The sequence below is a fragment of the Puia sp. genome, assembly GCF_036500295.1.
In the GTDB taxonomy this organism is placed as follows: Bacteria; Bacteroidota; Bacteroidia; order Chitinophagales; family Chitinophagaceae; genus Puia.
Map to the genome: position 1 here is coordinate 17,075 of NZ_DASYCH010000029.1, position 26,580 is coordinate 43,654.

Annotated in this window: 20 protein-coding genes; 14 read left to right on the forward strand and 6 right to left on the reverse strand. The window is 55.1% G+C overall.

The features are described 5' to 3' along the window. Positions 1-29: 29 nt before the first annotated feature. The 6 genes from VGM48_RS06460 to VGM48_RS06485 are packed head-to-tail and all read left to right on the forward strand — an operon-like array spanning position 30 to position 4,969. Positions 30-599 carry an NUDIX hydrolase gene (locus VGM48_RS06460; RefSeq protein ID WP_331577230.1) on the forward strand — a complete coding sequence of 190 codons (570 nt, stop codon included), beginning with the start codon at positions 30-32 and terminating at the stop codon, positions 597-599. Further along, positions 586-1,323, forward strand: coding sequence for a 23S rRNA (guanosine(2251)-2'-O)-methyltransferase RlmB (rlmB, locus tag VGM48_RS06465; protein ID WP_331577232.1), 738 nt, complete (start codon positions 586-588; stop codon positions 1,321-1,323). Before VGM48_RS06460 ends, rlmB begins: the two co-directional genes overlap by 14 nt. Next, the gene (locus VGM48_RS06470; RefSeq protein WP_331577234.1) at positions 1,320-2,213 is read left to right on the forward strand and encodes a hydroxymethylglutaryl-CoA lyase; all 894 of its coding nucleotides are present in this window, start codon (positions 1,320-1,322) and stop codon (positions 2,211-2,213) included. The genes rlmB and VGM48_RS06470 overlap by 4 nt, the downstream gene beginning before the upstream one ends. Continuing rightward, complete coding sequence (locus VGM48_RS06475) at positions 2,213-3,199, forward strand: GSCFA domain-containing protein (protein WP_331577236.1); 987 nt, start codon at positions 2,213-2,215, stop codon at positions 3,197-3,199. Before VGM48_RS06470 ends, VGM48_RS06475 begins: the two co-directional genes overlap by 1 nt. A gap of 3 nt (positions 3,200-3,202) precedes the next feature. After that, the gene (locus VGM48_RS06480) at positions 3,203-4,237 is read left to right on the forward strand and encodes a phosphodiester glycosidase family protein (protein WP_331577238.1); all 1,035 of its coding nucleotides are present in this window, start codon (positions 3,203-3,205) and stop codon (positions 4,235-4,237) included. Between the two features lie 18 nt (positions 4,238-4,255). Then, complete coding sequence (locus tag VGM48_RS06485; RefSeq protein ID WP_331577240.1) at positions 4,256-4,969, forward strand: uracil-DNA glycosylase family protein; 714 nt, start codon at positions 4,256-4,258, stop codon at positions 4,967-4,969. On the opposite strand, the gene VGM48_RS06490 is transcribed toward VGM48_RS06485, so the two are convergent. Further along, a complete protein-coding gene (locus tag VGM48_RS06490) occupies positions 4,929-5,537 on the reverse strand; it encodes a tRNA-(ms[2]io[6]A)-hydroxylase (protein ID WP_331577242.1) in 609 nt (202 codons plus the stop codon). The two genes, VGM48_RS06485 and VGM48_RS06490, sit on opposite strands and share 41 nt — an antisense overlap. A 36-nt stretch (positions 5,538-5,573) precedes the next feature. On the opposite strand from VGM48_RS06490, the gene VGM48_RS06495 reads away from it, so the two are divergent. The 6 genes from VGM48_RS06495 to VGM48_RS06520 all read left to right on the forward strand — a co-directional run bounded on the left by VGM48_RS06495 (position 5,574) and on the right by VGM48_RS06520 (position 14,980). Continuing rightward, entirely contained in the window at positions 5,574-6,674 is a 1,101-nt protein-coding gene (locus tag VGM48_RS06495; protein WP_331577244.1) for an 8-amino-7-oxononanoate synthase, read from the forward strand. Between the two features lie 162 nt (positions 6,675-6,836). Continuing rightward, entirely contained in the window at positions 6,837-9,308 is a 2,472-nt protein-coding gene (locus tag VGM48_RS06500; RefSeq protein ID WP_331577246.1) for a penicillin acylase family protein, read from the forward strand. Positions 9,309-9,317: 9 nt separating this feature from the next. After that, the gene (locus tag VGM48_RS06505) at positions 9,318-9,659 is read left to right on the forward strand and encodes a hypothetical protein (RefSeq protein ID WP_331577248.1); all 342 of its coding nucleotides are present in this window, start codon (positions 9,318-9,320) and stop codon (positions 9,657-9,659) included. A 16-nt stretch (positions 9,660-9,675) separates the two neighbouring features. After that, positions 9,676-12,231: a DUF5686 and carboxypeptidase regulatory-like domain-containing protein gene (locus VGM48_RS06510; protein WP_331577250.1), complete on the forward strand. Its 2,556-nt coding sequence runs from the start codon at positions 9,676-9,678 to the stop codon at positions 12,229-12,231. Positions 12,232-12,261: 30 nt separating this feature from the next. Continuing rightward, positions 12,262-13,302, forward strand: a complete 1,041-nt coding sequence (locus VGM48_RS06515) for a rhodanese-related sulfurtransferase (protein ID WP_331577252.1) — start codon at positions 12,262-12,264, stop codon at positions 13,300-13,302. A 280-nt stretch (positions 13,303-13,582) separates the two neighbouring features. Continuing rightward, entirely contained in the window at positions 13,583-14,980 is a 1,398-nt protein-coding gene (locus tag VGM48_RS06520; RefSeq protein ID WP_331577254.1) for a HAMP domain-containing sensor histidine kinase, read from the forward strand. Here VGM48_RS06520 and VGM48_RS06525 read toward each other — a convergent pair. Further along, positions 14,977-15,906, reverse strand: coding sequence for a phosphoribosylaminoimidazolesuccinocarboxamide synthase (locus tag VGM48_RS06525; protein ID WP_331577256.1), 930 nt, complete (start codon positions 15,904-15,906; stop codon positions 14,977-14,979). The two genes, VGM48_RS06520 and VGM48_RS06525, sit on opposite strands and share 4 nt — an antisense overlap. Positions 15,907-16,054: 148 nt before the next feature. On the opposite strand from VGM48_RS06525, the gene VGM48_RS06530 reads away from it, so the two are divergent. Beyond that, a complete protein-coding gene (locus VGM48_RS06530) occupies positions 16,055-18,916 on the forward strand; it encodes a TonB-dependent receptor (RefSeq protein WP_331577258.1) in 2,862 nt (953 codons plus the stop codon). A gap of 39 nt (positions 18,917-18,955) precedes the next feature. On the opposite strand, the gene ychF is transcribed toward VGM48_RS06530, so the two are convergent. Continuing rightward, complete coding sequence (gene ychF, locus VGM48_RS06535) at positions 18,956-20,056, reverse strand: redox-regulated ATPase YchF (protein ID WP_331577259.1); 1,101 nt, start codon at positions 20,054-20,056, stop codon at positions 18,956-18,958. 77 nt (positions 20,057-20,133) lie between these two features. Between ychF and VGM48_RS06540 the strand changes: the two genes are divergently transcribed. Next, entirely contained in the window at positions 20,134-21,429 is a 1,296-nt protein-coding gene (locus VGM48_RS06540; protein WP_331577261.1) for a nucleoside recognition domain-containing protein, read from the forward strand. Between the two features lie 55 nt (positions 21,430-21,484). Here the strand turns inward: VGM48_RS06540 and VGM48_RS06545 are convergent, their stop codons facing one another. The 3 genes from VGM48_RS06545 to VGM48_RS06555 all read right to left on the reverse strand — a co-directional run. Then, the gene (locus VGM48_RS06545) at positions 21,485-22,288 is read right to left on the reverse strand and encodes a hypothetical protein (RefSeq protein ID WP_331577263.1); all 804 of its coding nucleotides are present in this window, start codon (positions 22,286-22,288) and stop codon (positions 21,485-21,487) included. 19 nt (positions 22,289-22,307) lie between these two features. After that, positions 22,308-23,960 carry a SusD/RagB family nutrient-binding outer membrane lipoprotein gene (locus tag VGM48_RS06550; protein ID WP_331577265.1) on the reverse strand — a complete coding sequence of 551 codons (1,653 nt, stop codon included), beginning with the start codon at positions 23,958-23,960 and terminating at the stop codon, positions 22,308-22,310. Between the two features lie 37 nt (positions 23,961-23,997). After that, the coding region (locus tag VGM48_RS06555; protein WP_331577267.1) for a SusC/RagA family TonB-linked outer membrane protein at positions 23,998-26,580 on the reverse strand (2,583 nt) is incomplete at its 5' end.

A 26,580-nucleotide genomic window follows, 5' to 3' on the forward strand; every position in this document is an offset into this window, starting at 1 on the left:
CCTTTGGGGAGGTTCGCTATTTTTGTAGCATGAAGAATCCCTGGACGATCTTAGGCGAGAAGCCCATTTATGATAATAAATGGATCAAGGTCACGGAATATGACGTGCTGAATCCCGGCGGCGGAAAAGGCATCTATGGTACCGTTCGCTTCAAGAACCTGGCCATCGGCGTGGTTCCCCTCGACGAAGAAGGGTATACCTGGCTGGTGGGACAGTGGCGCTTCCCGCTGGAAATGTACAGCTGGGAGATCCCCGAGGGAGGTGGCGATCCGGCATTGCCGCCGATCGCGTCGGCACGGCGGGAACTGAAAGAAGAGACGGGACTGGTGGCCGACGAGTGGTCCCTGATCCAGGAGATGCATCTCTCGAATTCCGTCAGCGATGAACGGGCGCTTATCTTTATGGCCCGCGGCCTCCGCCAGGAAGACGCGATGCCCGAAGAGACGGAGCAGCTGGCCGTGCGGCGGGTATCCTTTGACGAGGCCTTCGAGATGGTCGAACGGGGAGAGATCACTGACTCCATGTCGGTGGCGGGGATCCTGAAGATAAAATTGATGTTGACCACCGGCGCTTTGAAATTGCACAATGAAACAAAATAAACTCATTATCGGGCGGCAGCCGCTGATCGAGACGATCCGGTCGGGCCGTGCAGTGGACAAGATCCTCCTGCAACGGAATACGGCCGGGGACTCCATCGCGGAGATCCGCCAACTGGCCCGGGAATACAATATTCCCATTCAGGTGGTGCCGGCGGAAAAACTGGGCTCACTGACAAAGGCCAACCACCAGGGGGTGATCGCCTTTGCCGGACTGGTGCGGTATATGGACCTCCAGCAGGTGATCGATCACGTCGTAGGAATGGGTGCGGCCCCGCTGTTCATGATGTTGGACGGCGTGACGGATGTGCGGAATATCGGCGCGATCGCCCGAAGCGCCCTTTGTTGCGGGGCGCAGGCGCTCATCATTCCCGACAAAGGGGTGGGGGCCCTGAATGAAGAGGCGATGAAGTCTTCCGCCGGAGCCCTCGAGCAGATCCAGGTTTGCCGGGTGCCGAGCCTGCTCAAGGCGGTGGATACCCTGCATCTCAACGGGATCAAGGTCTTCACCAGCGAAATGAAGGCGGCGAAGAAGGTGTTCGAACTGCCGCTGGCCGAGCCTTGCTGTATCGTCATGGGTAGCGAGGACAAAGGCGTGCAGCCCTATATCCACAAGGCGGCGGATGAGTTCTTTACGATCCCGATGGCCGGCGACTTCGATTCTTTCAACGTGTCCGTGGCGGCGGGGATCATCCTATATGAAGCAATGAAACACAGAATGCCATGAGTCAACCGACAAGTCAACCGATAAGTCAACTGATAAGTCAACCGATAACGCTTGTCGAATGTCCGCGGGACGCGATGCAAGGCTGGCCGCATATCATCCCGACAGCAAAAAAGATCGAGTATCTCAACGCCTTGTTACGGGTGGGATTCGACGTGCTTGATTTCGGAAGCTTCGTGTCCCCCAAGGCCATCCCGCAGATGGCGGACACGGCCGAAGTACTGGCTGGACTGGACCTCAAAGGAGTAAAGACAAAACTGCTGGCCATCGTCGCCAACTTCCGCGGCGCGGAGGCGGCTGCGGGAAAGCCGGCGATCCAATATCTCGGGTTCCCCTTTTCGGTGTCGGAAACCTTTCAATTACGCAATACCAACAAAACGATAGAAGGCAGCTTTGCCACAGTGGAAGAGATGCAGGACCTCTGTGCCGCGACGCAAAAGGAATTGGTGGTCTACCTGTCGATGGGCTTCGGCAATCCCTTTGGCGATCCCTGGAACGAGGAGATCGTCTATGAATGGGCCGCCGCGCTGGCCAAACTGGGAGTGAAGACCCTGTCCATAGCCGATACGGTCGGGCTTGCAACACCGGAGCAGGTGTTCTCGGTGGTGGACTATCTGATTCGGCAGCTTCCGCAATGTACCATCGGCGTCCACTTGCATTCCACACATCATAACCGGAAGGCAAAGGTCGATGCAGCTCTGCAGGCCGCGTGCCGGCGGTTTGACGGCGCACTGAAAGGGATCGGCGGCTGCCCGATGGCGGGAGATGAACTGGTGGGGAATATGGATTCGGAGTGGATGATCCGGCATTTCCGGGAGAAAGGGCTGCTGGGTCAGTTGAAGGAAGAGGCTTTGAAAGAAAGCCTGCGATTGGCGGAAGAGATTTTTAAATAATGGAATTTCAAGTACCGATATCGCTTTCCCCCTTGCCTGTCCCCATTAAATACGGGGATAAGATAATATTGACGGGTTCCTGCTTTACCGAACATATCGGCAACGCCCTTACCGAATGGAAATTTGACATCCTGCAAAACCCAAACGGGATCCTTTTCGATCCGGCGAGCGTGGCGTCGAGCCTGATCGGCTATATCCAGCCGAAGCGGTTTGAGACCGCGGATGTTTTTTACCAAAACGAGTTGTGGCAAAGCTGGCAGCACCACGGTATTTTTTCGCATGTGGATCAGTCGGCATGCCTGGCGGGGATCAATGCCTCGCAACAACGGGCGCATGCCTTTTTGAAGCAGGCGGATTGGCTGATCATTACCCTCGGCAGCGCATTCTCCTACCGGCTGGCGGAGAGTGGAACGCCAGTGGCCAATTGCCACCGCGCGCCTGCACAGCTCTTTCAGAAACATCTGATGACGATCGAGGAGATCCACACGGCGCTGGATAGCTGTTTGTATCAGCTGTTCTATTTCAACCCGGGACTGAAAGTGCTGTTCACGATCAGCCCCGTTCGGCATATCCGCGACGGCGTGATCGACAACAACCGCAGCAAGGCCCGGTTGATCGAGGCGGTGCATCATCTGGTGAACAAATTCGACCGGATCGGCTACTTTCCCGCGTACGAACTGGTGATCGACGTATTGCGTGACTATCGTTTCTATGACGTGGATATGGTCCACCCGAACTATCCCGCGACGCAGTTTGTGCTGGAGAAGTTTGTCCGGCAATGCCTCGATGCGGGAGCGCAGGGGTTGCTGGAGGAAGTGAAGAAGATCGTTATCGCCCGCAGGCATAAACCCTTTCAGCCCACGACACAGGCCCACCGGCGATTTTTGCAGGAGCAGCACGCCAAAGCGGTCGCCCTCGCCCAACGGTATCCATTCCTCGATCTGAGCGAGGAGATAAATTATTTTTCGAATAATCCCGATCTTTAAGGCATGAAAAAATATCTTCCTCTTTCCCTCTTGCTGCTGATAGGTTGTTATAGCGCTGCGGTTGCACAGGACCGAAAGGTGCACCAGGCCGGCGATCCGGATGACTCGGTGAAGGTGGAGAAGGCCGCCGCGGCTTCGGGCATGGAGGCTGCGCCACTTCGCTGGGTTACGGTTGATGAAGCGTTTGGCCCCTTGCCGGCAGGAGTGCATGTCTACCGGACGGCGGATTCCCTGGACGGGCGGCCCGAACTGGCCTACTATGTTTCTGCGCCGTTGAAAGACCGGGCACTTTTTTTTACCGCGCAGGTCGGCTATGGAAAACGGCTCACCCCGGCACAATACTATCAACAGGAGAACCGGCCGCTGCTGGTGATCAATACCTCTTTCTTCTCCTTTAAAACAAACGGGAATCTGAATGTCGTCGTCCGCGACGGCAGGATGCTGGCCCATAACCAGCCCTCACGCCGGACAAAACGCGATCCGGGGATATGGCATTACACGACGCGAAGCGCATTAGGCATCACTGCCGGCCGGAAAGTGGATGTGGCCTGGCTGTTCACCGACACGACCCAGCGCTGGCCTTACGCGTTTGAGGACGATCCAGTGACGGCCCAGGGCGCCGATTCGATACCCCGGCTGCAAGACCTGAAGAACACCCATTGGCGTCACTGGAAAATGGAGACTGCCGTCGGCGGCGGTCCGGTGCTGGTCCAGGCAGGCAAGGTCCGGGTGACCAATGAAGAGGAAGGGTTATTCATCAACGGAGAGAAGGATCTGCATCCCCGGAGCGCCATAGGGTATACCCGCGACGGACGGATCATCGTTCTGGCGGTGCAGGGACGCACGCCCGGTATCGCCGCAGGCGTTACCCTTTCGCAGGAAGCGAAAATATTGCGTGACCTGGGTTGCGAAGAGGCCCTGAATCTCGACGGCGGCGGCAGCAGCTGTATGCTCGTGAACGGCAAGGAGACGATCCATCCCTCGGATAAAGAAGGCGAACGGCCGGTGCCGGCGGTGTTTTTGATCGGCAGGCGCTAATATGCGATCTTTGCGCCCATGGCAAAAACCTTCGACACCCAAGCAGAAGCCATCCTGCACTTTTTCCGGCAGCTGAAGCCGGATTTTGAGATGGGAGCGGGCATCTCCATCATGAATCCGTATAAGAACCCAGCCACCTGGTCGGTAGCAGAAAAGTTCTATCATAAATTCTATGGGGATGACCGCCCCAGGGCATTCATCTTCGGGATCAACCCGGGCCGCCATGGGGCAGGGGTGACCGGCGTGCCGTTTACCGATCCGTTAAGACTGGAGGAGAAATGCGGTATCCCAAATGAATGGAAGAAGAAAGCGGAGCTTTCCTCGCAGTTCGTGTATACGATGATCGATGGCTATGGCGGCGTGGAGGCTTTTTACGGCCGGTTCTACATCACGGCCTTATCGCCGCTGGGTTTTGTCCGGGATGGGAAGAACCTGAACTATTATGACGATAAACAGCTGATCAAAGATTTCGAGCCCTGGATGTTGCGCTGTATCCGGCGGCAGCTGGCGACAATGCCGACGGAAGAAGTCTGTTATTGCCTGGGAGAAGGTCAGAATTTCAAATATTTCAGTAAGGTAAATCAGCGGTATGGTTTCTTTAAGGAGATCATTCCGCTGCCGCATCCGCGCTGGGTGATGCAATACCGGCTGAAGCGCATGCCGGAGTTTGTAGACCTGTATCTCGAACGGCTCAGTGTATCCGATCGCCGCGAACCTCGAGAGAAGCAATGACCTGCGCTTCATAATCAAGCCACTCTTTCCAGCGACCGCGGACGATATCCTTGTCGACATAGGTCTCGGCCAGTTCGATAAACAGATGATAATGCCCGGCTTCACTTTCCATAAAGCGGCGGTAGAAAAGCCGGAGATAGTCATCCTTAAGCCCCTCGCTGAGTCGTTTGAATCGTTCGCAACTGCGGGCTTCGATAAGCGCAAAAACAAGAAGGCGATCCAGGAAGCGTTCTTCCTCCGTGCCGGTCTTCTTTTGAAATTCTAGTAATTTATTTACGTACTGGTCTTTGCGCTGGCGGCCGAGCCGGAGCCCTCGCTTTTGCAGTTCGGCAAGTACCAGGCGGAAGTGTCCCCATTCCTCGGTGACGATGGGCGACAGATCGGCTACGAGCCGTTCTTTTTCGGAGTACCGCTGGACAAGGGAGATGCAACTGGTAGCGGCCTTTTGTTCACACCAGGCATGGTCGGTGAGGATGTCTTCCAGCGAGATACTGGCCAGATCGACCCAGCGTGGGTCGGTGGGGAGCTGGAGGCCGAGGATGTTCTTTTGGCTGGTAGTGGTTTCCATGGGGCGAAATTACGTAGGTTTGCGCGAAAACCGGTTATGCGTGACGAGTCCTTTTTACAGCGGAAACTGGCCGAAAGACGCGGGAATGCGGCTTTTCGGGAGCTTCGGCTACCGGAAGGCAAGGTGGATTTTTGTTCGAATGATTACCTCGGTGTCGTAAGGAACGGATGGCTGGAAAAAACAGCGCCGGAGCCGTTGCCGCACGGCAGCGGAGGATCGCGGCTGCTGGCGGGTAATTATCCGTTGATCACCGAAGTGGAGCGGCAACTGGCCGGCTTTCATGCGGCGCCGGCAGGACTGGTCTACAACTCCGGCTATGATGCCAATCTGGGGCTGCTTAGCTGCGTCCCGCAACGCGGCGATTGGGTGTTGTACGATGCACTTAGTCATGCTTCGATCCGGGATGGCATGCGGTTGTCGTTCGCGCAAAACTTGTCATTTGCCCACAACGATCTTGCCGATCTCGGGCGGCGGTTGGCGGGCCGCAACGGCGATGGAACCTGTTTTGTCGTGACGGAGTCGGTGTTCTCCATGGATGGCGATATGGCACCGCTGAAGGAGATGGCAGCCCTTTGCCGCGAGCATGGGGCTCAGCTGATCGTGGACGAGGCGCATGCGACTGGGGTCGTTGGAAATGCCGGCGAAGGGCTTGTGCAGGGGCTGGGATTGGCGGACGAGTGTTTTGCGCGCATTCATACGTTTGGCAAGGCGGTGGGCTGCCATGGCGCCGTCGTGCTGGGCAGCGGGTTGTTACGGGACTACCTGATCAATTTTTCCCGCAGTTTTATCTATACGACGGCATTGCCCCCGGCCAGCGTGCAGGCTATCGCCGCCGCCTACACTTTGTTGCCGCAGCTGGGTGCTCAACGGGCGCAGTTGCAACGCCTGATCGACCGGTGGCGAAGCGCAGCGATCGGCTATCAGCGGCTGGACAGCCGGACGCCGATCCAGGTGGTCATCGTACCGGGGAACGACGCGGTACGGGCGCTCGCGGAAAGACTGCAGACGGCGGGACTGGATGTCCGGCCAATCCTATATCCCACCGTGCCGAAGGGGAGCGAACGGCTGCGCATCGTGATGCATGCCTTCAACACCGAAGAGGAAGTGGATACACTCACCGGGTTACTAAAAAAATAAGCCGGCTCATCACTGAGCACGGCCTATTCATCTACCTGAACCACCTGAACTAACTTAAAGAGTACGCGTTTTTACCTATGCAAAATTGGGACGAAGAAGGCAACAAGACAATACCATTTTGTGGTAGTTTTGAAGTATTTTTAGCCGACTAATCACTTCTTCATGAGAATTATCCCCTTTCTTCTTTCCCTTATCCTGACCGTCGGCCTCATCGTTTGTCTCAACCGGCAATGGCAACTGGGCGGGTCAAAAACTCCGCTGCTCGGCGATTTTCTCAGCCCCCAGCATGGATTCTGGCAGAATGCCGAACCCGTTAACAAAAGTTTTGACGGGAACATGGCGCTTCCCGGGCTGAAAGGAAAGGGAGATGTCTACTTTGATGAGAATCTGATCCCCCATGTTTTCGCGGGAAGCCACCAGGACGCCTGTTATATCCAGGGATATCTGCACGCAAAATTCCGGCTTTGGCAGATGGAGTTCCAGACCTTTGCCGCGGCCGGCCGCGTGAGCGAATTTTTGGGTGCAGGCGCCGGCAACGCGTATGTCAAATACGATCGCAGCATGCGGCGCCTGGGGATGGTCACCGCCGCGAAGGCCGCACTGGCGGAGATGGAGAAGGACAGCGTCGTAAAGGCGGATTGCGATGCCTATACAGCCGGGGTCAACGCCTATATCGGTCAGCTCAGGGCCAGTGAACTTCCACTCGAATACAAATTACTCAACTATTCCCCGGAGCCCTGGACGAATCTCAAGATCGCGCTTTTTGTCAAATACATGGCCTATGACCTTGCCGGACATGACAACGATTTCGAAATGACGAATGCAAAGAGCTTTTTCAGCAAGGAAGATTTTGCAAAGCTCTATCCTGAAATGCAGGACAGCGTAGACCCCGTCATCCCCAGGGGAACGCGGTTCCTTCCGCCTGGGATCGTCCCGAAGGCGCCGTCGAAGGTCGACAGCCTCTATCTCGATCATCCGCTGACAGTGACTGCGGCCGAGTCGAAGCCGGACCGCGACAATGGCAGTAATAACTGGGCCGTCAGCGGAAAAAAGACGCTCAGCGGCCGGCCGATCCTTTGCAACGACCCGCATCTTAGTACGAACATGCCTGCCATCTGGTACCAGATGCAGATCCATACACCCGACTACAATGTCTATGGAGTTTCCTTCCCGGGCGCACCCTACGTGATCATCGGATTCAACGACAGCTGTGCCTGGGGGATCACCAATGCAGAACGCGACGTCCGCGATTACTATACCATCAAATTCAAAGACGAAACGCGGAAGGAATACTGGTACAACGGAAAATGGGCGCCGGCCGCTCAGCGGGTGGATACCATCCTGATCCGGGGCGGACTGCCGTTTTACGATACCGTCGCTTCGACGGTCTTTGGCCCTGTGATGTATGATCCGGGCTTCGCCGGGTTCTCCGAAGAAGCAAGCAACCGGAGTTACGCCGTTCATTGGAAGCCGGCCGATCCCTCCAACGAAATGCGGACGTTCAGTAAATTCCAGTCGATGCGCGATTACTCAGACTATAAAGAGGCGATCCTGACCTTTAAGAGCCCGGGACAGAATTTTGCCTTTGCAGATAAAAGCGGGGTGGTCGCCATCTGGCAACAAGGCGAGTTCCCGGCCAAGTGGAAGGAACAGGGACGTTTTGTAATGCCGGGCGAAGACAGCTCTTACAGTTGGCAGGGGAACATCCCGCAGCAGGAAAACCCGACGATGCTGCTCGACAATGATGACAATGGCCGCGGCTTCGTGAGCAGCGCCAACCAGCTGCCGGTGGATACCACCTATCCCTATTACCTGGGGATCGATTACCCGCCCTATCGGGGACTGATCATCAACCGGAAGCTGAACAGCATGAACTCCATCACCCCTGCCGATATGATGTCGATGCAGACGAACAATTACGACATCTTTGCTGCGATGGCCCGGCCGCTGTTGCTGCGCAATATCCATGAGTCCCGGCTTAGCACGGACGAAAAGAATTATCTCGATGTCTTCCGTAACTGGAACCTCAACAACGATCCCAATGAGGAAGGCCCGGTGATCTTCCAGTACTGGTGGAACCATCTTACAAAGGATATCTATGACGATGAGTTCTCCAAATCGAGTCTCTATATGATGAAGCCTTTCGAGAGTACCCTGCTGGAAGCGCTGTTGAAGGATTCGGCCTATTCCTTTATCGACAACATCAACACACCGGAGAAAGAGACCCTGCCACAGGTTGTGACAAACGCCTTCCTGCAGTCCGTGCCCGATCTTGCGGCCGCTGCCAAGGACGACAGGCTCACCTGGGCAAAGAACAAGGATACCTGGGTCCGCCACCTGCTGCAACTGCCTGCCCTGAGCCGGACACATCTGCCCATCGGCGGAGGGGTGCATTGCATCAACGCGGCCAAGAAACTGCATGGGCCAAGCTGGCGCATGATCGTGCAGCTTACGGATAAAACGGAGGCTTACGGGATCTACCCGGGCGGTCAGAGCGGCAACCCGGGAAGCCCCTACTATGATAGCTTTGTCGATAAATGGGCCGCCGGCAAATACAACGCCCTTTGGGTCATGGGAGCCGACGAGGTAAAAGATCGTCGAGTAAAATGGGCGATGCATTTTTCAAATCAATAATCATTTTTTATGATAAAATTCTTTGTCTCTATCGCCCTCATCGCCCTGCTGAGCTTTATCTTCGGACTGTTCCTTCCCTGGTGGAGCATCGCGGTCGCCGCCTTTGTGGTCAGCCTGTTGATCCACCAGCGGCCCGTGGTTGCTTTTTTTGCCGGATTTCTTGCCCTGTTGCTGCTTTGGGGCGGGTTGGCATGGTACATCGACATGGCCAATGACAGCATCCTGTCGGCGCGGGTGGCGGGTATCCTGCCGTTGCACGGGTCTTCAGTCGCCCTGCTGATCGTGACCGGGGTCATAGGCGCACTCGTGGGTGGGGGCGGTTCCCTCACCGCCGCCTTTTTAAGAAAATGAAATCGGATTCTCTCCTATGCGGGTTCTACTCTTGTGCCTCCTCACTCTTCTTTGCTCCTCAGCGGCCCGGGCCAACCGGGTTACCGGCACCGTTCGGGATGAAAAGGGGAATGTCCTGCCTTATTCTTCCATTCTCATCAAAGGAACGACACGCGGGGTGACCGCGGGCGGCGATGGCCGTTATAGTATCGAACTCTCCCCCGGCGAGCATACCATCGTCTGCCAGTATGTGGGCTATGGCCGTCAGGAAAAGAAAGTCCAGGTGGGGCGGGCCGATATCGTGGTGGACTTCCGCCTTTCCCCGCAGCAGCTCTCCATGGCCGAGGTCGTCGTGCGGCCCGGCGGCGAGGACCCGGCTTATGCCATCATCAGGCACGCCATAAAAAAACGCCGGGATTACGAGACGCCGCTGGATTCGTTTACCTGTGAAGCGTATATCAAGACGCTGATGAGAACCCGCAGCTTGCCCAAGCGCATCCTGGGACAGAAGATTGACGAGGCCGATAAAAAAGATATGGGCGTGGATTCGGCTGGGAAAGGGATCATCTTCTTATCGGAGTCGCTTACGAAGGTGGCTTTCAAACGACCGGATAAGGTCAAGCTGGAAGTGCTCTCGGGACGGCAAAGCGGGAACAACGGGTTCGGGTTTAGCGTTCCCACCTTCATCAACTTCTATGCAAACAATGTTTCGGTGCTCGGCGACCAGTTGAGCCCGCGGGGGTTCGTCTCGCCCATCGCCGACGCGGCGTTGAACTATTACCGGTATAAATTCCTGGGCAGCTATTTCGAAGAAGGGAAGGAGATCAATGAGATCGAAGTGATCCCGCGCCGGAAGTTCGAACCGTTGTTCTCGGGGAAGATCGACATCATCGAAGGGGAGTGGCGGATCCACAGCCTTGATCTGCGGTTGGTAAAAGAGTCGCAGCTGGAGATACTCGACACGCTGGAGATCCGGCAGATCCATGCGCCGGTGGCGGCCCCTGGGGCGACTGCGGGGGCCGGGATATGGATGGTAAAGAGCCAGGTGATCTATTTTGCAGTCAAGCTCTTTGGCTTCGACGCAGTGGGAAACTTCCTGAATGTCTATAACAACTATGACGTGGCCCCGCAGTTTCGGAAACGGTTCTTCAATAACGTACTTATCCGGTATGACACGGCGGGCAACCGGAAAACAAGAGCCTATTGGGACAGTATCCGGCCCTTGCCGCTGGAGCCGGACGAAAAAGTGAACTACACGATCCGGGACAGCATTTATCAGTATAACCGGGATTCGATGGGCACGAAGAAAAACCGGGACTCGCTCCTCAAGAAGCAGGGACCGGTGAAGTTGTCGGAAGTATTGTACACGGGTTTTAACCGGAGCGATTTCCGGCAGCCACGGCCGCTGCGCTATTCCATGGCCGGTTTGTTGCCGGATGCAAGCTACAATACGGTGGAAGGGATCAGCATGAAGTTGGATGCAACGATCAGCAAGAGGCTGAAGGGAGAAGGGGGAGACCTCAGCTTTTCCCCTCATTTCCGGTATGGGTTTCACAACACGCACTTTAATGCATGGGGACAGCTGGTACTCAACCGCCGGTCACTCACCCGGGAGGGGGACGAGCTGTCCTCGTCACGGCAGACCTGGTCGCTGGCAGGCGGCCAGCGGGTGGTTCAGTTCAATCCCGATAACCCCATTTCTCCCCTGGTGAACACCGTATACACGCTCTTCGCCCGCCGGAACTATATGAAGATCTATGAGAGCCGTTTTGCCGAGCTGAGCTCGGCAACCCGTTTTGACAACGGGATGCGGCTGAATGTAAATGCCCTCTATGAGGACCGGCTGCCCCTGGACAACACCACCGGTTATTCTGTCATCCGGTATAAGGACCGTCTTTTTACTCCCAACTATCCCGTAGAGAAGTTGCCGGCGCAATTTACCCGGCACCAGGCCGTGGTGACGACCATTGGATTTCAATATCAGCCGGGTCAGCGGTTCATCGAATACCCCAACCGGAAAGTATCCATCGGTTCGAAGTATCCGACTTTTAGCGTCACCTATACGAAAGGCTGGGACGGAGTGCTGGGAAGCGATGTCAATTTTGATAAATGGAAATTCTCGGTTTGGGATGACCTGAATTTCAAATTGCGGGGCCAGCTGCGATATCTGTTCTCCGTGGGCGGCTTCATGAACACAAACTCGGTCTATATCCAGGACTACCAACATTTCAACGGGAACCAGACCCTTCTCGCCAGCGAGTATCTGAATAGTTTTCAACTGGCGCCGTATTATGCCAACAGCACGACGGCAAGGTTTTACGCGACGGGACATCTGGAACATCATTTCAACGGTTTTTTGACCAATAAACTCCCTTTATTTCGCCGGCTGAACTGGCACCTGGTGGGCGGCGCGAATGCGTTCTACGTAAACCCGGGGAATCATTATGAAGAGATGTTTTGGGGCCTGGAGAACATCTTCAAGGTGCTTCGGGTGGATGTCGTGACCTCATGGCTCAACGGGGCATATTATCAGACCGGCCTGCGGGTCGGATTTGGCGGGTTGCTCGGGGATGGCTTTCGCCGCCAGCGGTAGCCCCTCTGGAATTTTTTGTAATTTTGCGGGATGGCCGCATTACATAACCGGGTCTCCCAAAAGGAGCTGAAAGATCGTTTGTACCAGGAGTCCGATCCCCGGACGACCATTTCCTTCTACCGTTATTTTCCCATCGATGATCCGCGTGTCTTCCGGGATGAGTTGTACTCCGTGCTTTCGGCATTGCAGGTGTTTGGCCGGGTCTATGTGGCCCGGGAAGGCATCAACGCCCAGATCAGCGTGCCCCAACCCCGGTTCGAACAACTGCGGGCAGTCCTCGAAGGTGTTCAGGGGTTGGCGGGGTTGCGGCTGAATATCGCCGTGGATGATGACGGGAAGTCGTTTTGGGTGCTGAAGGTCAAAGTGCGGGAAAAGATCGTCGCGGACGGCATCGCGGACCCGGACTTCGATATGAGCCGCAAGGGGAATTATGTCGACGCGGCCACTTTTAACCGGCTGACGGATGACCCGTCGACCATCGTCGTGGATATGCGCAATCACTATGAATACGAGGTAGGGCATTTCGACAAGGCGATAGAGATCCCCTCGGATACCTTCCGGGACCAGTTGCCGATGTCGGCGGAGATGCTGGAAGAACAGAAGGAGAAGACGATCATCATGTATTGCACAGGGGGGATCCGCTGCGAGAAGGCCAGCGCCTATCTACTGCACAAAGGGTTTACCAATGTGTTCCACCTGGAAGGCGGGATCATCCAATATGCCCATGCCGTGGAAGAACAAGGCCTCGAGAATAAATTCCGGGGAAAGAACTTCGTATTTGACAACCGGCTTGGTGAGCGCATCAGCGACGAGGTGATCGCCCATTGTCACCAGTGCGGCGCGCCGGCCGATACCCATACCAATTGCCGCAACGAGGGCTGTCATTTGCTGTTTATCCAATGCCCGTCCTGCGCTCAGAAATATGAAGGATGCTGCAGCCCGGCCTGCCAGGAGACCATCAATCTGCCGGCGGATGAGCAAAAAGCACTGCGAAAAGGAGTTGAAAAAGGCGTTCACACGTTCAATAAAGCGAGGAGCCGGGTGCCCGGGAAGGGGGCCGGCCTACCCTAATCCGTTCATTCTTCAACCACGGGCGCTTACCCATCCCTCCCGGGAATGATTTTGAAAGGCCGCTCCACCCTGAAATCCCCTGCCTTGTCCCGCATCCGGCATACGATTTATTGAAAAGATATATGTGTAACAGTTTTTCTTTCAATAAAATTCCGATAGTTTTGAATCCAACAAAAAGTGTAAAACGTACGTTTATAACTTTTTACTTAGTAGCTCAATCGTTCTTGCCGCCCGTACCCGCCAATTAGCAACCCCGTAAACCAACCTTAAGGTTCTGACCATGAACAAGGCAGCAAAAAGTTTCTTTCGTCTTCGAGGCTATGTCTGGAACATCGGTTACCGGCCTTCGTTGGGCAGCTACGAGAAGCGGAAACTGGGCATTTTCAATGTCATGAATTTTCTGGGGCTGACCGCAGGCATCCTGATCCCCCTCCTGGGACTCTTCAACAAAGATCATTTTTCCCCCACCGTCTGGATCGCGGCCGGCGCACCGGCCCTGATCAGCGTTTTTGTATTGCTGGCCAACTACTACCAGCGCTACGAGTTTGCCCGCCTTTTGTATTTTACGCTTTATCCCGTTGTTACTACGCTGACCTATGCGCTGGGGATCGATGCCGGGATCGAATTCTTCTTTGTGCTCTACGGCGTACTCTCGGTGTTCTTCCTGCAGAGTATCTACAATATCGTCTTTTCGTTTACCCTCTCGATGGCCTGTTATTTTTTGGTGGCCCTGATCTGGAAGGATTATTCCTATAGCCTGGAGAAGCATAACTTCTATTTTTATGTTTTCAACCACCTGCTCGCGGTCTTCTTTATCTTTTACGGCTTGCTGCTGATCAAGAACGAGAATACCCGCTATCAGAACCAGAGCAGGGACAAGAACTGGCAGCTGCGCCGCAGCAATCTGAAGATCCTCCGCCAGAAAGCGGATATTTCGGGAAAGGCGGCATTGCTGGAAGAGCAGACCCACCAGTTGACGGAACTCAATACCCTGAAGAATAAACTTTTTTCGATTATCGCCCACGATCTCAAATCGCCGTTGTATGCATTGCGCAATCTTTTTCGCAACGTGCAGTTGTATGACCTGCCCGGTGATGAGATCAAGATCCTGATCCCTGAGGTCGTAAATGAGCTGACGTATACGACGGGGCTGATGGAGAATCTGCTGCAATGGGCGAAGAGCCAGATGCAGGTCGAGTCGGTGAAGCCGCAACTGCTGGATATCGCCCGGATCACAAAAGAGGTGATCCAGTTGCTGCGGTTGCAGGCCGAGGCAAAGCATATCTACATGAACAGCAAGATCGAACGGCCGGTATATGTATATGCTGACAGGGACATGATCAACCTGGTGCTGCGCAATCTGCTTTCCAACGCCATCAAGTTTACCCCCGAATCCGGCTCGATCTGTGTCGACGCAAGGGAGATGAGGGGACATATCGAGGTGCTGGTCCAGGATACCGGGTTGGGGATCCCGCCGGAAGGCCTGCAGAAGCTGATGGATGCCAACTACTATAGCACCCGCGGCACGGTCGGCGAGGCCGGGACTGGCCTGGGGCTGATGCTGTGTAAGGAGTTCCTTTCCCGTAACGGCGGCCGCATGTGGATCGAGAGCGAACCGGGCAAGGGAAGTACGGTGTCCTTTTCCCTGCCCAAGGGCGGCGTTGGCTTGATGGATTAATCTTCCAGATTTCCTACTGAATACAGGGCGCGCTGATAGGTTTCCTCATCGCTGAGGGATTGCGGTTGAAAACGTTCGCCGATCACCTGTTCATACAGCTCGATATAGCGTTTGCTGATGGTATCGACCCATTCGTCCGTCATGACGGGCACCGTCTGGCCTTCTTTCCCCATAAAATTGTTGGCGATGAGCCACTCGCGAACGAATTCCTTGCTTAGCTGCTGTTGTTTCTCGCCTTTCGACTGCCGCTCTTCAAAGCCATTTGAATAGAAATACCGCGAGGAGTCGGGCGTATGGATCTCGTCCATCAGAACAATCATGTCGCCGATCTTCCCGAATTCATACTTGGTATCGACAAGGATGAGCCCGCGTTTGGCCGCCAGCTCCCGCCCGCGGGCGAAGAGGGCTAAGGTGTATTTTTCCAATTGGGCATAGTCGGCCTCACCCACGATCCCACGGCGGATGATCTCATCGCGGCTGATATCCTCATCGTGACCGACCTCGGCCTTTGTGGAGGGAGTGATGATCGGGGTGGGGAAGTAGTCGTTCTCATTCATCCCTTCGGGCAGCGACACACCGCAGAGTTCCCGCCTCCCCGAGGCATAGGTGCGGGCGGCATGACCGGTGAGATTTCCTCTGACGACCATCTCTACCCGAAACGGGACACATTTGCGGCCAACGGCTACGTTGGGGGCGGGCGTGTCGATCAGCCAGTTTGGGCAAATATCCCTCGTAGCCTTTAACATATAGGCGGCGATCTGATTCAGGACCTGGCCCTTATAGGGAATGGGGCGGGGCAGGATGACGTCGAAGGCCGAGATCCGGTCGGATGCGACCATAACCAGCCATTTGTCGGATATCGTGTAGACATCGCGCACTTTTCCGCGATAGAATTTCGTTTGATTGGGGAATTGTAGCTGCTTCATGTTGAACTATTGATGGGGACGGACAGTCCCGTAGCGGGCAAAATTAAATTTTAAGGTCAACATTACAATGTGTATTTTAGTGATAGACCGGACTTTGTCCGGCACCATTAACCAACATTATCTAGCTTACTTAACGAAAACTTGCGCAATGAGAAAGAACCTTCTGCGGATGGCTGTATACAGCCTGGCCATTCTGTTTTCCCTTCCCGCCTGGTCCCAAGCGCCCCTTACTCTTACCGGTACGGTCCGCCAGTCGATCACAAAAGATCATGTGCCGGCGGTGAGTGTGACCATCAAAGGTACCTCCATCGGGACTTTTACCGACGATAAGGGTAATTTCAAGCTCGCCGTCACACAGCAACCCCCCTTCGTCCTTGTCTTCTCCTCCATCGGCTTCGAGACCCAGGAAGTAAACGTCTCCAGTGCGGGTTCGCCGGTGACAGTGGATTTTGTACCGGCTTCTTCATTGGGTAAAGAAGTGGTGGTTTCCGCTACACGGGCCGCCATCCGCAGCCTGGAATCCCCGGTATCCATCGAGCGCATCGGCGCGACACAGGCACACGAAGTTCCGGCGGTCTCTTTCTACGACGCCATCGCCAACCTGAAAGGGGTGGATATAGTGACCTCTTCCATGCTTTTCAAGACCCCTGCGACCAGAGGGTTTAACGGCAGCGGCAATACGCGGATGAACCAGCTGGTGGACGGGATGGATAACCAGGCGCCGGGGCTGAATTTCTCGGTCGGCAATATCGTCGGGCTTTCCGAGCTGGATGTCGACAATGTGGAACTCCTGCCGGGCGCCTCTTCCGCCCTCTATGGCTCGGGCGGGATGACGGGGACCTTGCTGATGACGAGTAAAGACCCCTTCAAATACCAGGGCTTCAGCGCCCTGTACAAACAGGGGATCAACCATGTCGGCGACGCCAATATGGGCGCCAAACCGTATTATAATGTCGCCGCCCGGTATGCTCAGGCCTTTAATGACAAGTTTGCCTTCCGCATTTCCGCGGACTATACAAAGGGCACCGACTGGATGGGCACCGACATGCGCAATTTTGCTCCGGTGACCGGCCAGATCCTGCCCGGCCATGATCACAGCGGCGCACCCGATTACAACGGGATCAACGTCTACGGGGATGAAAGTTCCTATTTCAACGTAAAATCGGTGTTTACGAGCCAGTCGCAACAAGCTTCCGCCGCTTCCCAGCAGCTGGCCGCCGCGGCCCAGCAGGCCGCTCTCGCGGGCAATGCAGCGCTAGCGGCCCAGTACCAGGCGCAGGCCACGCAATACGGCGTGCTGGCTGCTCAGACCGGGGCGATCGCCTCGCTGACCCCCTCGGCGTCCAATGTTACGCGAACGGGTTACTCGGAAAGTGCGCTGACCAACTATGACGCCTACAACACAAAGATATCCGGCGGCCTTTTTTACAAACTGACGCCGGGCACGACGATCAGCCTGACCGGGAATTTTGGCCAGGCCAGCACGGTGTACACCGGTACCGATCGGTATAGCCTGCGCGACGTGAAGATCGGCCAGTACAAAGCCGAGATCAGCGGTAAGCATTTCTATGTAAGGGCCTACACCACGCAGGAGAACGCAGGCAACTCCTACGATATGGTGGCGGTGGCAACGCTGATGAACGAAGCCTATGCTCCGACAGCCACCACCTGGGCGCCGACCTATCTCCAGACCTATGCCGGGGCCCTTCAACAGGCGTTGGGCGCGGGTCAAAGCGGGCAGCAGGCCTATCTGACGGCCAGCAATGCCGCCCGGAATGCCGCCGATGCCAACCGGTTCCAGCCGGGGTCGGCAGGCTTCAACCAGGCCTTTGCCAATTTGAAGACAAAGGCCATCCCCAGCGGCGGCAAGTTCAACGACCAGACCAATCTCTATGTGGGCGATGCCATGTATAATTTCGGAGACGTGGAGAAGACCGTGGATGTCACCGTGGGCGCCTCCACGCGGGAATTCGTGCTGAACTCCCACGGGACGATCTTTGCCGACACCGCCGGCCGCATCAAGATCAACGAGACGGGAGCCTTCGCCCAGTTGCAGCGCGCTTTTGCGGACGATCTCCTCAAACTGTCGGTCTCGGGCCGGTATGACAAGAACTCCAATTTCAAGGGCCGGTTCACGCCCCGCGCCACCGCCTTGTTGAAAGTGGCCAAAGACAACTATATCCGCGCCTCCTTCCAGACGGCCTATCGCTTCCCCTCGACTCAAAACCAGTTTATCAATTTGCAGACAGGCTCTGCCCGGCTGATCGGCGGCCTGCCCCAATTCATCGATGCTTATGGGCTGAATGACGGTCATACCTATGATACAGCCACGCTGAACAGATATGCTGCCACCGGCCAGTTGGGAAATGCGTATCAGTATAAAGAGTTCAAACCCGAGACGGTGGCTTCCTGGGAATTAGGATATAAGGGGGTCATCGGGGGTAAGTTGCTGATCGACGTGTATGGCTTTTATGCGCAATACACCAATTTCATCGGGCTCATGGCGCTGGTGAAGGACCCGTTCGCTACGGGTTCCTATGTTCAGAATGCCGCCAACACCTTTGGTATCTACACGAACAGTACCAACAAGGTGAATACGATAGGCGCGGGGATAAGCCTGGAATATAAGTTGCCCGATGGGTTCCTCGCTTCAGGTAACTACGCATACAATAATATTTCAAAGGCAAGCAGCGGTCAGCAAACGGATTTTAACACGCCGAAGAACAAGTTCAACCTCAGCCTTGCGAATTACACGATCGCCAAATATTACGGGTTTAACCTGACCTATCGCTGGCAGCAGGCGTACCTGTACCAGGCTTCATTCATTACCGGGATCACGCCGGCCTTCGGAACGCTCGATGCGCAGATCAGCATGAAGATCCCGCATATGACGAGCAGCGTGATCAAACTCGGAGCGACCAATCTCCTGAACAAATATTATGTGGATGCCATCGGGAATGCGAATATCGGGGGCCTTTACTATATAAGTTTCGGCTATAACATCCTGTAAGAAAAAGGGCCGGTTGACAACCGGCCCTTTTTCTTAGTATTATACGTTAAATCGGAAGTGCATCACATCGCCATCTTTGACGACATAATCCTTCCCTTCGATCCTTAGCTTTCCATTATCCCGGGCGGCAGCTTCAGAGCCGAATTTGATATAATCCGCGTAAGCGATGACCTCGGCCTTGATAAATCCTTTTTCGAAATCGGTGTGGATGACACTGGCAGCCTGCGGCGCCTTCCAGCCTTCATGGATCGTCCAGGCGCGAACTTCCTGTACACCGGCGGTGAAGTAGGTGGCCAGGTTCAGCAGTCGATAGGCACTGCGGATAAGCTTGCTAAGCGCGGGTTCGGTCATCTTGTATTCTTCCATGAACAGTTGGCGGTCTGCAGGGTCTTCCATCTCGGAGATCTGTGCCTCGATGGAATTGTTCATGACGATGACCTGCGCATTTTCGCCGGCAACGGCAGCCTTCAGCGCCTCGGAGTATTTGTTGCCGGTGTGCATGGAGGCCTCATCGACGTTGGCTACATAAAGAACGGGTTTCTCCGTCAGCAGGAAGAGATCGGCGATGGCCGTGCGTTCTTCCTTTGACAGGTCCAGTTCGCGAATGGACCTGCCTTTTTCGAGATGGTCCTTGCATCTTTTCAGGATCTCGTATTCGATCTTTATTTTAGGATCGGGGGATTTGAGCAGCTTCTCGGTGCGCGAGAATTTCTTTTCAACACTTTCGAGGTCCTTGAGCTGCAGCTCGGTGTCGATGATCTCCTTGTCGCCGACTGGGTTGATGGCCCCTTCGTCCCGGAGGATGTTCTCGTCTTCGAAGCAGCGGATAACGTGGACGATGGCGTCCACTTCCCGGATATTGGCGAGGAATTTATTGCCGAGGCCCTCGTTTTTGCTGGCGCCTTTTACGAGTCCCGCGATATCGACGATGCTCAATTGGGTGGGAACGGTGCGTTCGGGTTTCACGAGGGCAGCCAGATTGTCGATCCTTTCGTCCGGTACGTCCACAAGCCCCGTATTGGGTTCGATGGTGCAGAAACGGTAATTGCTCGCCTGTGCCTTTGCGCTATTGCTCACCGCATTGAACAGGGTCGATTTTCCAACGTTCGGTAGTCCTACTATGCCTGCTTGTAAAGCCATGATTTCTCCAATTGTGGGCGCAATATTAGGCAATTAATGGTAATTTCAGGGCGTTAAGATGTAAATAGAAGATTACTATGGCGTTAAGTCGGATTTGGGGGGCTTTTATCCTGGTGGCCATCCTTGTGGCGGGTATCCGCTATGCCTTTGTACCAGCGGACAAGGAGATCTTTGGGCAGATGGTGACGGGGAAGTCGGGGGATGTCATCGCAGCGGATGGAACAAAGCAGCAGGCGGACGGGTTGATCGAGACCTGTAAGAACGCCGTTAGCCTGTCGTTGGGACTCATCGGCATTATGGCCCTGTTCATGGGCCTGGTCAGCATCGCGGAAGCGGCGGGCGGGATGCGTTTTCTGGCCCGGGTGACGGGGCCCTTCTTTTCGAAACTGTTCCCGGATGTACCCAGGGGACATCCCGCGATGGGTCATATGGTCATGAACTTCTCGGCCAACCTCCTGGGTCTGGATAATGCAGCAACCCCATTTGCCCTCAAGGCAATGGAAAGCCTGCAGGAGATCAACCCCAACAAAGACTCGGCCTCAAACAGCCAGATCATGTTCCTTTGTCTGCATGCTTCGGGCCTGCAGGTGATCCCGGTGAGCATGATCGCCTTACGGGCTTCGATGCACGCACCCGATCCGACGGATGTCTTTGTGCCGATCGTGATCGCGACGTTCATCACCACAGTGGCTTCGATGTGTATCGTGGCGGCCTGGCAACGGATCAATATCTTTCAACCGGCGATCCTGCTATGGGTAGGTGGAATATCGCTGATCATGACCGGGTTGGTGCTCTATCTGCGAAGCCTTTCCGCGGACCATGTACAGAGCTTTTCCCGGGCGCTGGGCGGAGGCCTCATCCTGCTCATCTTTTTCCTCATCATCGGCGTAGCCTGGTACCGGAAGGTGGACATCTTTGGCGCCTTCGTACAGGGAGCGAAGGGCGGTTTCGAGACCGCCGTGCGGATCATTCCCTACCTGGTGGGGATGCTGGCGGCGATCAGCCTACTGCGCGTGAGCGGCACCTTTGACACGGTGATGACCGGTATCCGGCATCTTGCTTCGGTCTTTGGCTCCGATACCCGATGGGTGGATGGGATGCCGACTGCACTGATCAAACCGCTGACGGCGGCAGGCGCGAGGGGAATGTTGGTGGATACCTCGGTCGCGCACGGGATCAATAGTTTTGCAGCCAGGTTGTCAACGACCATGCAGGGGTCATCGGAGACGGCCTTTTACGTCGTTGCGGTATATTTCGGCTCGGTGTCGATCCGCAATACCCGGTATGCCTTGCCCGCAATGTTGCTGGCGGAGCTGGTGAGCGTCGTCAGTTCGATCTTCCTCTGCTATTTATTCTTTGGGAACGTACAATAAAAAAACCCGCCCCTCTCGGGGCGGGCTGTCTCTGCGCAAAATAGAACCATAACCATTAACGATTCAGATATGCTACAAGATGGTGGCGTTTCGGATCCTTGGCGGTGGCGTTCTTGGCGTCCCCTTCATAGATCAGCGTATAGGTTCTGTAGCCATTCAATTGTTGGGTATTCAGGACATCCAGGTTCGTGGTAGTGCCGGCCCTGCGGCAATACAGCGTGTCGCTGACAAAGCTGGATCTGAATTGTCCAAAGTCGACGACGGCGCCGGGTTTTACCCCTGCGAAAATGGTCTTGGCCTGCCGTGCCGAATAGACATCGACGCTCGCCGTGTCGTTGAGAACGGTATTGATGAAGCGCATGTTGTAAGCCGTGCTGTCCGTCAGCGTGAAATTGTCCTTCAGCACCATCCGCAACTGGTCATTGCTTGATTTGATGGAATCGGTGACCAGGAGCGTATAGTACGTATTCGCCTGAAAGGTTTCGTTAAACGAATAGAACAACACCGAATCGAGCGTATTGACGCCCCGGGCAAACTTGATGGTCTGGTCACCCGTGGGCACTTCCGCGTAGCCATAGCTCGTGCCGGCCAGGGGATAGATGCTCCCCATGGTCATCACCGGGGAGGTGCCGGCGGTATAACCGGTGACTTTGATGCCGTTGATCAGAATGTTGAAGGTGTCCGCCTTGGCTCCCAAAACGGTGTTAAGGTTGACCGCGACGTCGATAAACGAAACGTGCGCCGAATTCGCCGAAGCGGGAACCGCGGGATCCTTCAAGGCTATATCTCTTTTGCAAGAGAAGAAGCCGGTGACCATCGCCAGCACAGCAAGTGCGAAAGGTATATTGATCTTTTTCATTATTGCTAGATTTTGACCATTAGTTTTTTTGTGAGAACCACATTTCGTACGTATTGTAATTCGGGTTAAGCGCGCCGATGCGGGTAAGTTCAGGCACGTCGTACAGGTATTCCGAATTGTAGCGGGGTTTACAGCGATACACGGGTTGTCCGCCGTTGGTCGCATACATGTTGCTTCCGGAAGGAAGGACGAAATTGGCATAGACCTGGTTGCCCGTAATGGGATCCGCATCGATGTAGTGAAATCTCCGCATGTCCGTCCACGTCTCATTGACGCCCCAGCCATACAACGCGATATACTTCTGCAGCATGATATGGGAGAGGGTCAGACTACCCACGGCGGGTACCACTTTTGGATTCGCCAGATAGGCGGCCTCGCTGGTAGGGGTCATCACCTTGGCGGTCGGGATGTTCTTCGGATAGGTGGTGGTCAGCATATCCATATTCAGCTGGATGGCGTTCTTGTAGGCCGTCAGTGCGCTGGCCTGGTCACCCTTCCGCAGATAGGACTCGGCAAGGATGAGCTGCATTTCAGAAGCCGTCATCATCGGGTATTCAGCGGTATCATCGAAGATATACCGGCTGTTGTTGACCTTGGGCGCTACAAGTGAATTGCCGGCTACATCACCCCAGAAGTTCTGCGGATAGTCACCGGTGGAAAGCCCGCTGGTGCCGAGCCAGGGAATAAATCCTTTGTAAGTGCCGTTTGCATTTTCCCGCAACATATAGGGAGTGCGGGGATCGGGGACGCCGTTGAACATCTGGGGGTTGTTACCCGACATCAGATCGGCGATATACTGTCCCTGACGATAAGTGCCGAGGTTGGCGCGGTAAGGCCCGTAGTAGCTATTGACGGGGGAGGTGGTGCCACCCTGGAACTTGCACATGGCGTTATCGACATTGGCGGACATGGCCAGCGCCGCATATTTTATCGCGGAGTCGACGTAGTGGTTGGATGCATATTCGGTCTTATTGGACAGATCGTTGAAGCTGCGGGCCAGGAGACCATAGACGAATTTCTTCCATTTGTTGACGTCGCCGCCATAGAAGTAATAGTCGCCCTTGAGCAAATTGGCGGGGCTGACGCTGTCACCCGTCCTGCTCAGGAAGTCGAGCGCCCGGTAGCAAATAGTCCGGCAGCTGTCATAGAACATCGGCTGGGCGTCGTATTTGAACTGGGAGAGGCTGGTGTTGAACGCCTGGACCAGCGGTGCATCACTGTACTGATTGGTGAGGGTGAGCCAACCCCAGGCGCGGATCGCCCAGGCAACGCCCACATAGTCCCATTTCTTCTGCTGGGAGCCCCATTCGATGATCTTGTTGACATTCTGGCCCTGGCCGTAGTAAACGGTGGCCCAGATGGAGCCGGTGTTGTCTGACGCGCCGATCACGGGACCCATCTGACCGTAGAGTTCCCCGTTGGTCGTGGTGCCCCAGTACTGGATGTAGCGGCCGAGCAGGGTACCGTCGAGCTGAAGGCCATAACCGCTGCCGTTGGCGGTGTAGAAATAGGAGAAACCGTCGATAACGGGGGCCAGCAGCGTTTCCACCGGCTGGATGACCTGGGCGTTGGGATTCAGATAAGCGTCGTCGATGGTTTTCTTGCAGGAGCTGAACAGCGTCAAAGCCGTGGCTCCTAGCAGAAGGAGAGACCGGGAGAATTTATTTCGCATATAAGAAGATTTGTTGGTAGTCATGATCGCAGGGAATTTAAAGGTTAACACGAATGCCTCCACTGATACTCCGCGGCGTAGCCGGGCTACCAAAGTCCATGCCATAGGAACCTATACCTCTTGTACCGGGGTTGTTGCCCTGCACGTCCGGATCGGCGCCTGCATAGTTGGTGATCAGCACGAGATTGTTGGCCGTCACGAAAACGAGCAAGCCCGTAACCCCATGGATATGTTTGTAAATGTTTTCGGGCAGCCGGTAGCTGAGCGTAAGGTCACGCAGTCTCATCCAATTGACGTTGCGCTGCATGTATTCCACATCCGGCAGATTGGTGTAATAGAAGCTGTTATAGTACGGGACGATCGAGATGTTATTGGTGGTGGGATGCGCTGAATTCTCGTTCCCGTCCTGGAGCACGCCTTTCACGACGACGGGCGTATTGCGGTTGTGCGTCCTTGTGCTCTTGCCGATCCCGGTGAGGAAATAATCGGTACCGTTATAGATATCGCCGCCGACCTTCAGATCCCAGAGGAAATTCAGGTTCCAGTTCTTATACCGGAAGCTGTTGTTGGTCCCCAGCGTAAAGGTTGGCGTACGGTCGCCGATGGAGTAGTTCAGCTGCTGGCGAATGGCGACACCGCTGCCTGGGTCGATCAACGCCTGGCCGGCGCTATTCGTCAGATAGTTGAAGCCTGTGACGGTGCCGGTGGAATGGCCGCGGATCAGGCCGGCGCGAACGTTACCCGAGAAATAGGTGTCGGAGTTGTAATAATCGTTAAGGACACCGATGGAGTTGGGAAGCGTCAGCACATCACTCCACATGTGGTTGAAGTTGAAGGTGATGTCCCAGGCGAAATCCGCTTTTTTTATCGCGCTGACACCCAACGTCAATTCCACGCCTTCATTCCGGGTGGAACCTGCATTCTGGGTGTTGAGGATGAAACCCGTTGCATAGCTGGCCCGGTATTGCTGCGCGATCTGGTTATAACAATAGGTGTTGTAATAGGCGCCTTCGAGGTTGATCCTGTTGTTGAACAGGCGTAATTCCGTACCGATTTCGAAAGTACGCTGTCTTTCTGGTGTGAGATACGGGTTGGAGTTAGTGTACCCATAAGCGTAAGAGGGGATGTACTGGGTCGCGAGATTATTCACAAAGAAGGACTGGTTAGAATAGGGATCGTTCAGCCGGGCCGTGCTTGCATATGACCCGCGGAGTTTCCAGTAGTTGAGGACATTGTTGTTCTTGATGGACGGAAAGATGTCGGACATGATCGCGCTCAGGCTGGCGCCGGGATAGTTATAGTTCCTGCTCGCTGCGGGCAGGGGAGAGGCGCTTTCGATCCGGTGGGAGTAGGTCAGGTAGATCAGGTCCTTCCAGCCGAGAGTGAATTCGCCGAAGTAGGCAAGTTCGCGGGTAATCGATAGGTTGGCGTGTCCTGACTGGTTCCGCAACAGCCGGATCCGGCTGCTGGGGAGGGTGTTATTGCTATCCGTACGGGATGAATCGATCAGGTGGGTTCCGTTGACGTCCCATGCCTTTGTCTCGAGGTCCTGCCATTGGGTTCCGACCAGGAGACGCAAAGAAAAGTCGCCGACCTTTTTATGGGCACTCGCCGTAATGGTATGGTTGTAACCGCTATACTGGTGATAGTAATTATCCAGGGTACCGCCGGTAGCCGAGGTCAGGAAATAGGATTCCGGATGGACGAACTGGTAGCCATCCTGTTTATAAGTGTCGTAGCCAAATCTACCGGCAATGTCCAGCCAGGAGAAGGGGTGGATGTTGACCCCCAGGGTGGCGATGACCCGATCGGTCAAATCCCGGCTCTTGTTGTTCTTGGCGCTCCAAAGCGGGTTGTCGTAGTCGGCATTCACATTGGATTGGAACAGGACGTTCTTATTGCCGTTCTTGTCTTGGAAGTTCCGGATGTCGTTATTAGCCGGCCACAGGTAGAGATCCTCGAGATAGCCGGAAGCGCCTTTCAGCGGTTTGAGATTGTTCGTGTGAATGTATTCGATCGACGGGTTCACGTCCACATACTTGCCGATCTTGGTCGTATTGACGATACGGACATTGGTCTTGAGGTAGTTATTATGAGGGACGACACCGTCGGCGTTAAGGTAGGAACCGGTGATCCGGAAGCCGCTGTTCTTAACCCCGAACTCGCCTGCAATATTGTGGGTTTGGGAAAAGGCCGTCTTGAAGAAATTGTGCAGGTTGTCATACAGCTTCGTGCCGCCGGCCCATTTTGGCCCGAAATATCTCAACACCTGTGTCGAATTCGGGGTGCTGGGGTTCCCGTTGCTATAACCGTTGCTATAGCCATTGTCTACGTCCACAAAGCGTGTGATTGTCTGGGCGCGGAAATTGTCGTCATAGACGAAGCTCGGCTTGGCGCCCGCCTTGGGTTTCCGGGTGACGATCACGACGGCGCCGTTGGAAGCCTGGCTGCCGTACAACGCGGTGGCCTCCGGTCCCTTCAACACCGTGATGGACTCGATGTCGTTCGGGTTGATGTCGGCGATCCGGTTGGTATAGTCATTGTTCCGGTTGGGAAGGTCCTGCGACAAACCCACGCCGGTACCACCATAGGAATTCTGGTTCATCGTGGTATTGTCGAT

Coding starts and splice junctions, on each gene's coding strand:
- VGM48_RS06460 (WP_331577230.1), top strand. CDS start 30: ATGAAGAATCCCTGGACGATCTTAGGCGAGAAGCCCATTTATGATAAT.
- rlmB (WP_331577232.1), top strand. CDS start 586: ATGAAACAAAATAAACTCATTATCGGGCGGCAGCCGCTGATCGAGACG.
- VGM48_RS06470 (WP_331577234.1), top strand. CDS start 1,320: ATGAGTCAACCGACAAGTCAACCGATAAGTCAACTGATAAGTCAACCG.
- VGM48_RS06475 (WP_331577236.1), top strand. CDS start 2,213: ATGGAATTTCAAGTACCGATATCGCTTTCCCCCTTGCCTGTCCCCATT.
- VGM48_RS06480 (WP_331577238.1), top strand. CDS start 3,203: ATGAAAAAATATCTTCCTCTTTCCCTCTTGCTGCTGATAGGTTGTTAT.
- VGM48_RS06485 (WP_331577240.1), top strand. CDS start 4,256: ATGGCAAAAACCTTCGACACCCAAGCAGAAGCCATCCTGCACTTTTTC.
- VGM48_RS06490 (WP_331577242.1), bottom strand. CDS start 5,537: ATGGAAACCACTACCAGCCAAAAGAACATCCTCGGCCTCCAGCTCCCC.
- VGM48_RS06495 (WP_331577244.1), top strand. CDS start 5,574: ATGCGTGACGAGTCCTTTTTACAGCGGAAACTGGCCGAAAGACGCGGG.
- VGM48_RS06500 (WP_331577246.1), top strand. CDS start 6,837: ATGAGAATTATCCCCTTTCTTCTTTCCCTTATCCTGACCGTCGGCCTC.
- VGM48_RS06505 (WP_331577248.1), top strand. CDS start 9,318: ATGATAAAATTCTTTGTCTCTATCGCCCTCATCGCCCTGCTGAGCTTT.
- VGM48_RS06510 (WP_331577250.1), top strand. CDS start 9,676: ATGCGGGTTCTACTCTTGTGCCTCCTCACTCTTCTTTGCTCCTCAGCG.
- VGM48_RS06515 (WP_331577252.1), top strand. CDS start 12,262: ATGGCCGCATTACATAACCGGGTCTCCCAAAAGGAGCTGAAAGATCGT.
- VGM48_RS06520 (WP_331577254.1), top strand. CDS start 13,583: ATGAACAAGGCAGCAAAAAGTTTCTTTCGTCTTCGAGGCTATGTCTGG.
- VGM48_RS06525 (WP_331577256.1), bottom strand. CDS start 15,906: ATGAAGCAGCTACAATTCCCCAATCAAACGAAATTCTATCGCGGAAAA.
- VGM48_RS06530 (WP_331577258.1), top strand. CDS start 16,055: ATGAGAAAGAACCTTCTGCGGATGGCTGTATACAGCCTGGCCATTCTG.
- ychF (WP_331577259.1), bottom strand. CDS start 20,056: ATGGCTTTACAAGCAGGCATAGTAGGACTACCGAACGTTGGAAAATCG.
- VGM48_RS06540 (WP_331577261.1), top strand. CDS start 20,134: ATGGCGTTAAGTCGGATTTGGGGGGCTTTTATCCTGGTGGCCATCCTT.
- VGM48_RS06545 (WP_331577263.1), bottom strand. CDS start 22,288: ATGAAAAAGATCAATATACCTTTCGCACTTGCTGTGCTGGCGATGGTC.
- VGM48_RS06550 (WP_331577265.1), bottom strand. CDS start 23,960: ATGCGAAATAAATTCTCCCGGTCTCTCCTTCTGCTAGGAGCCACGGCT.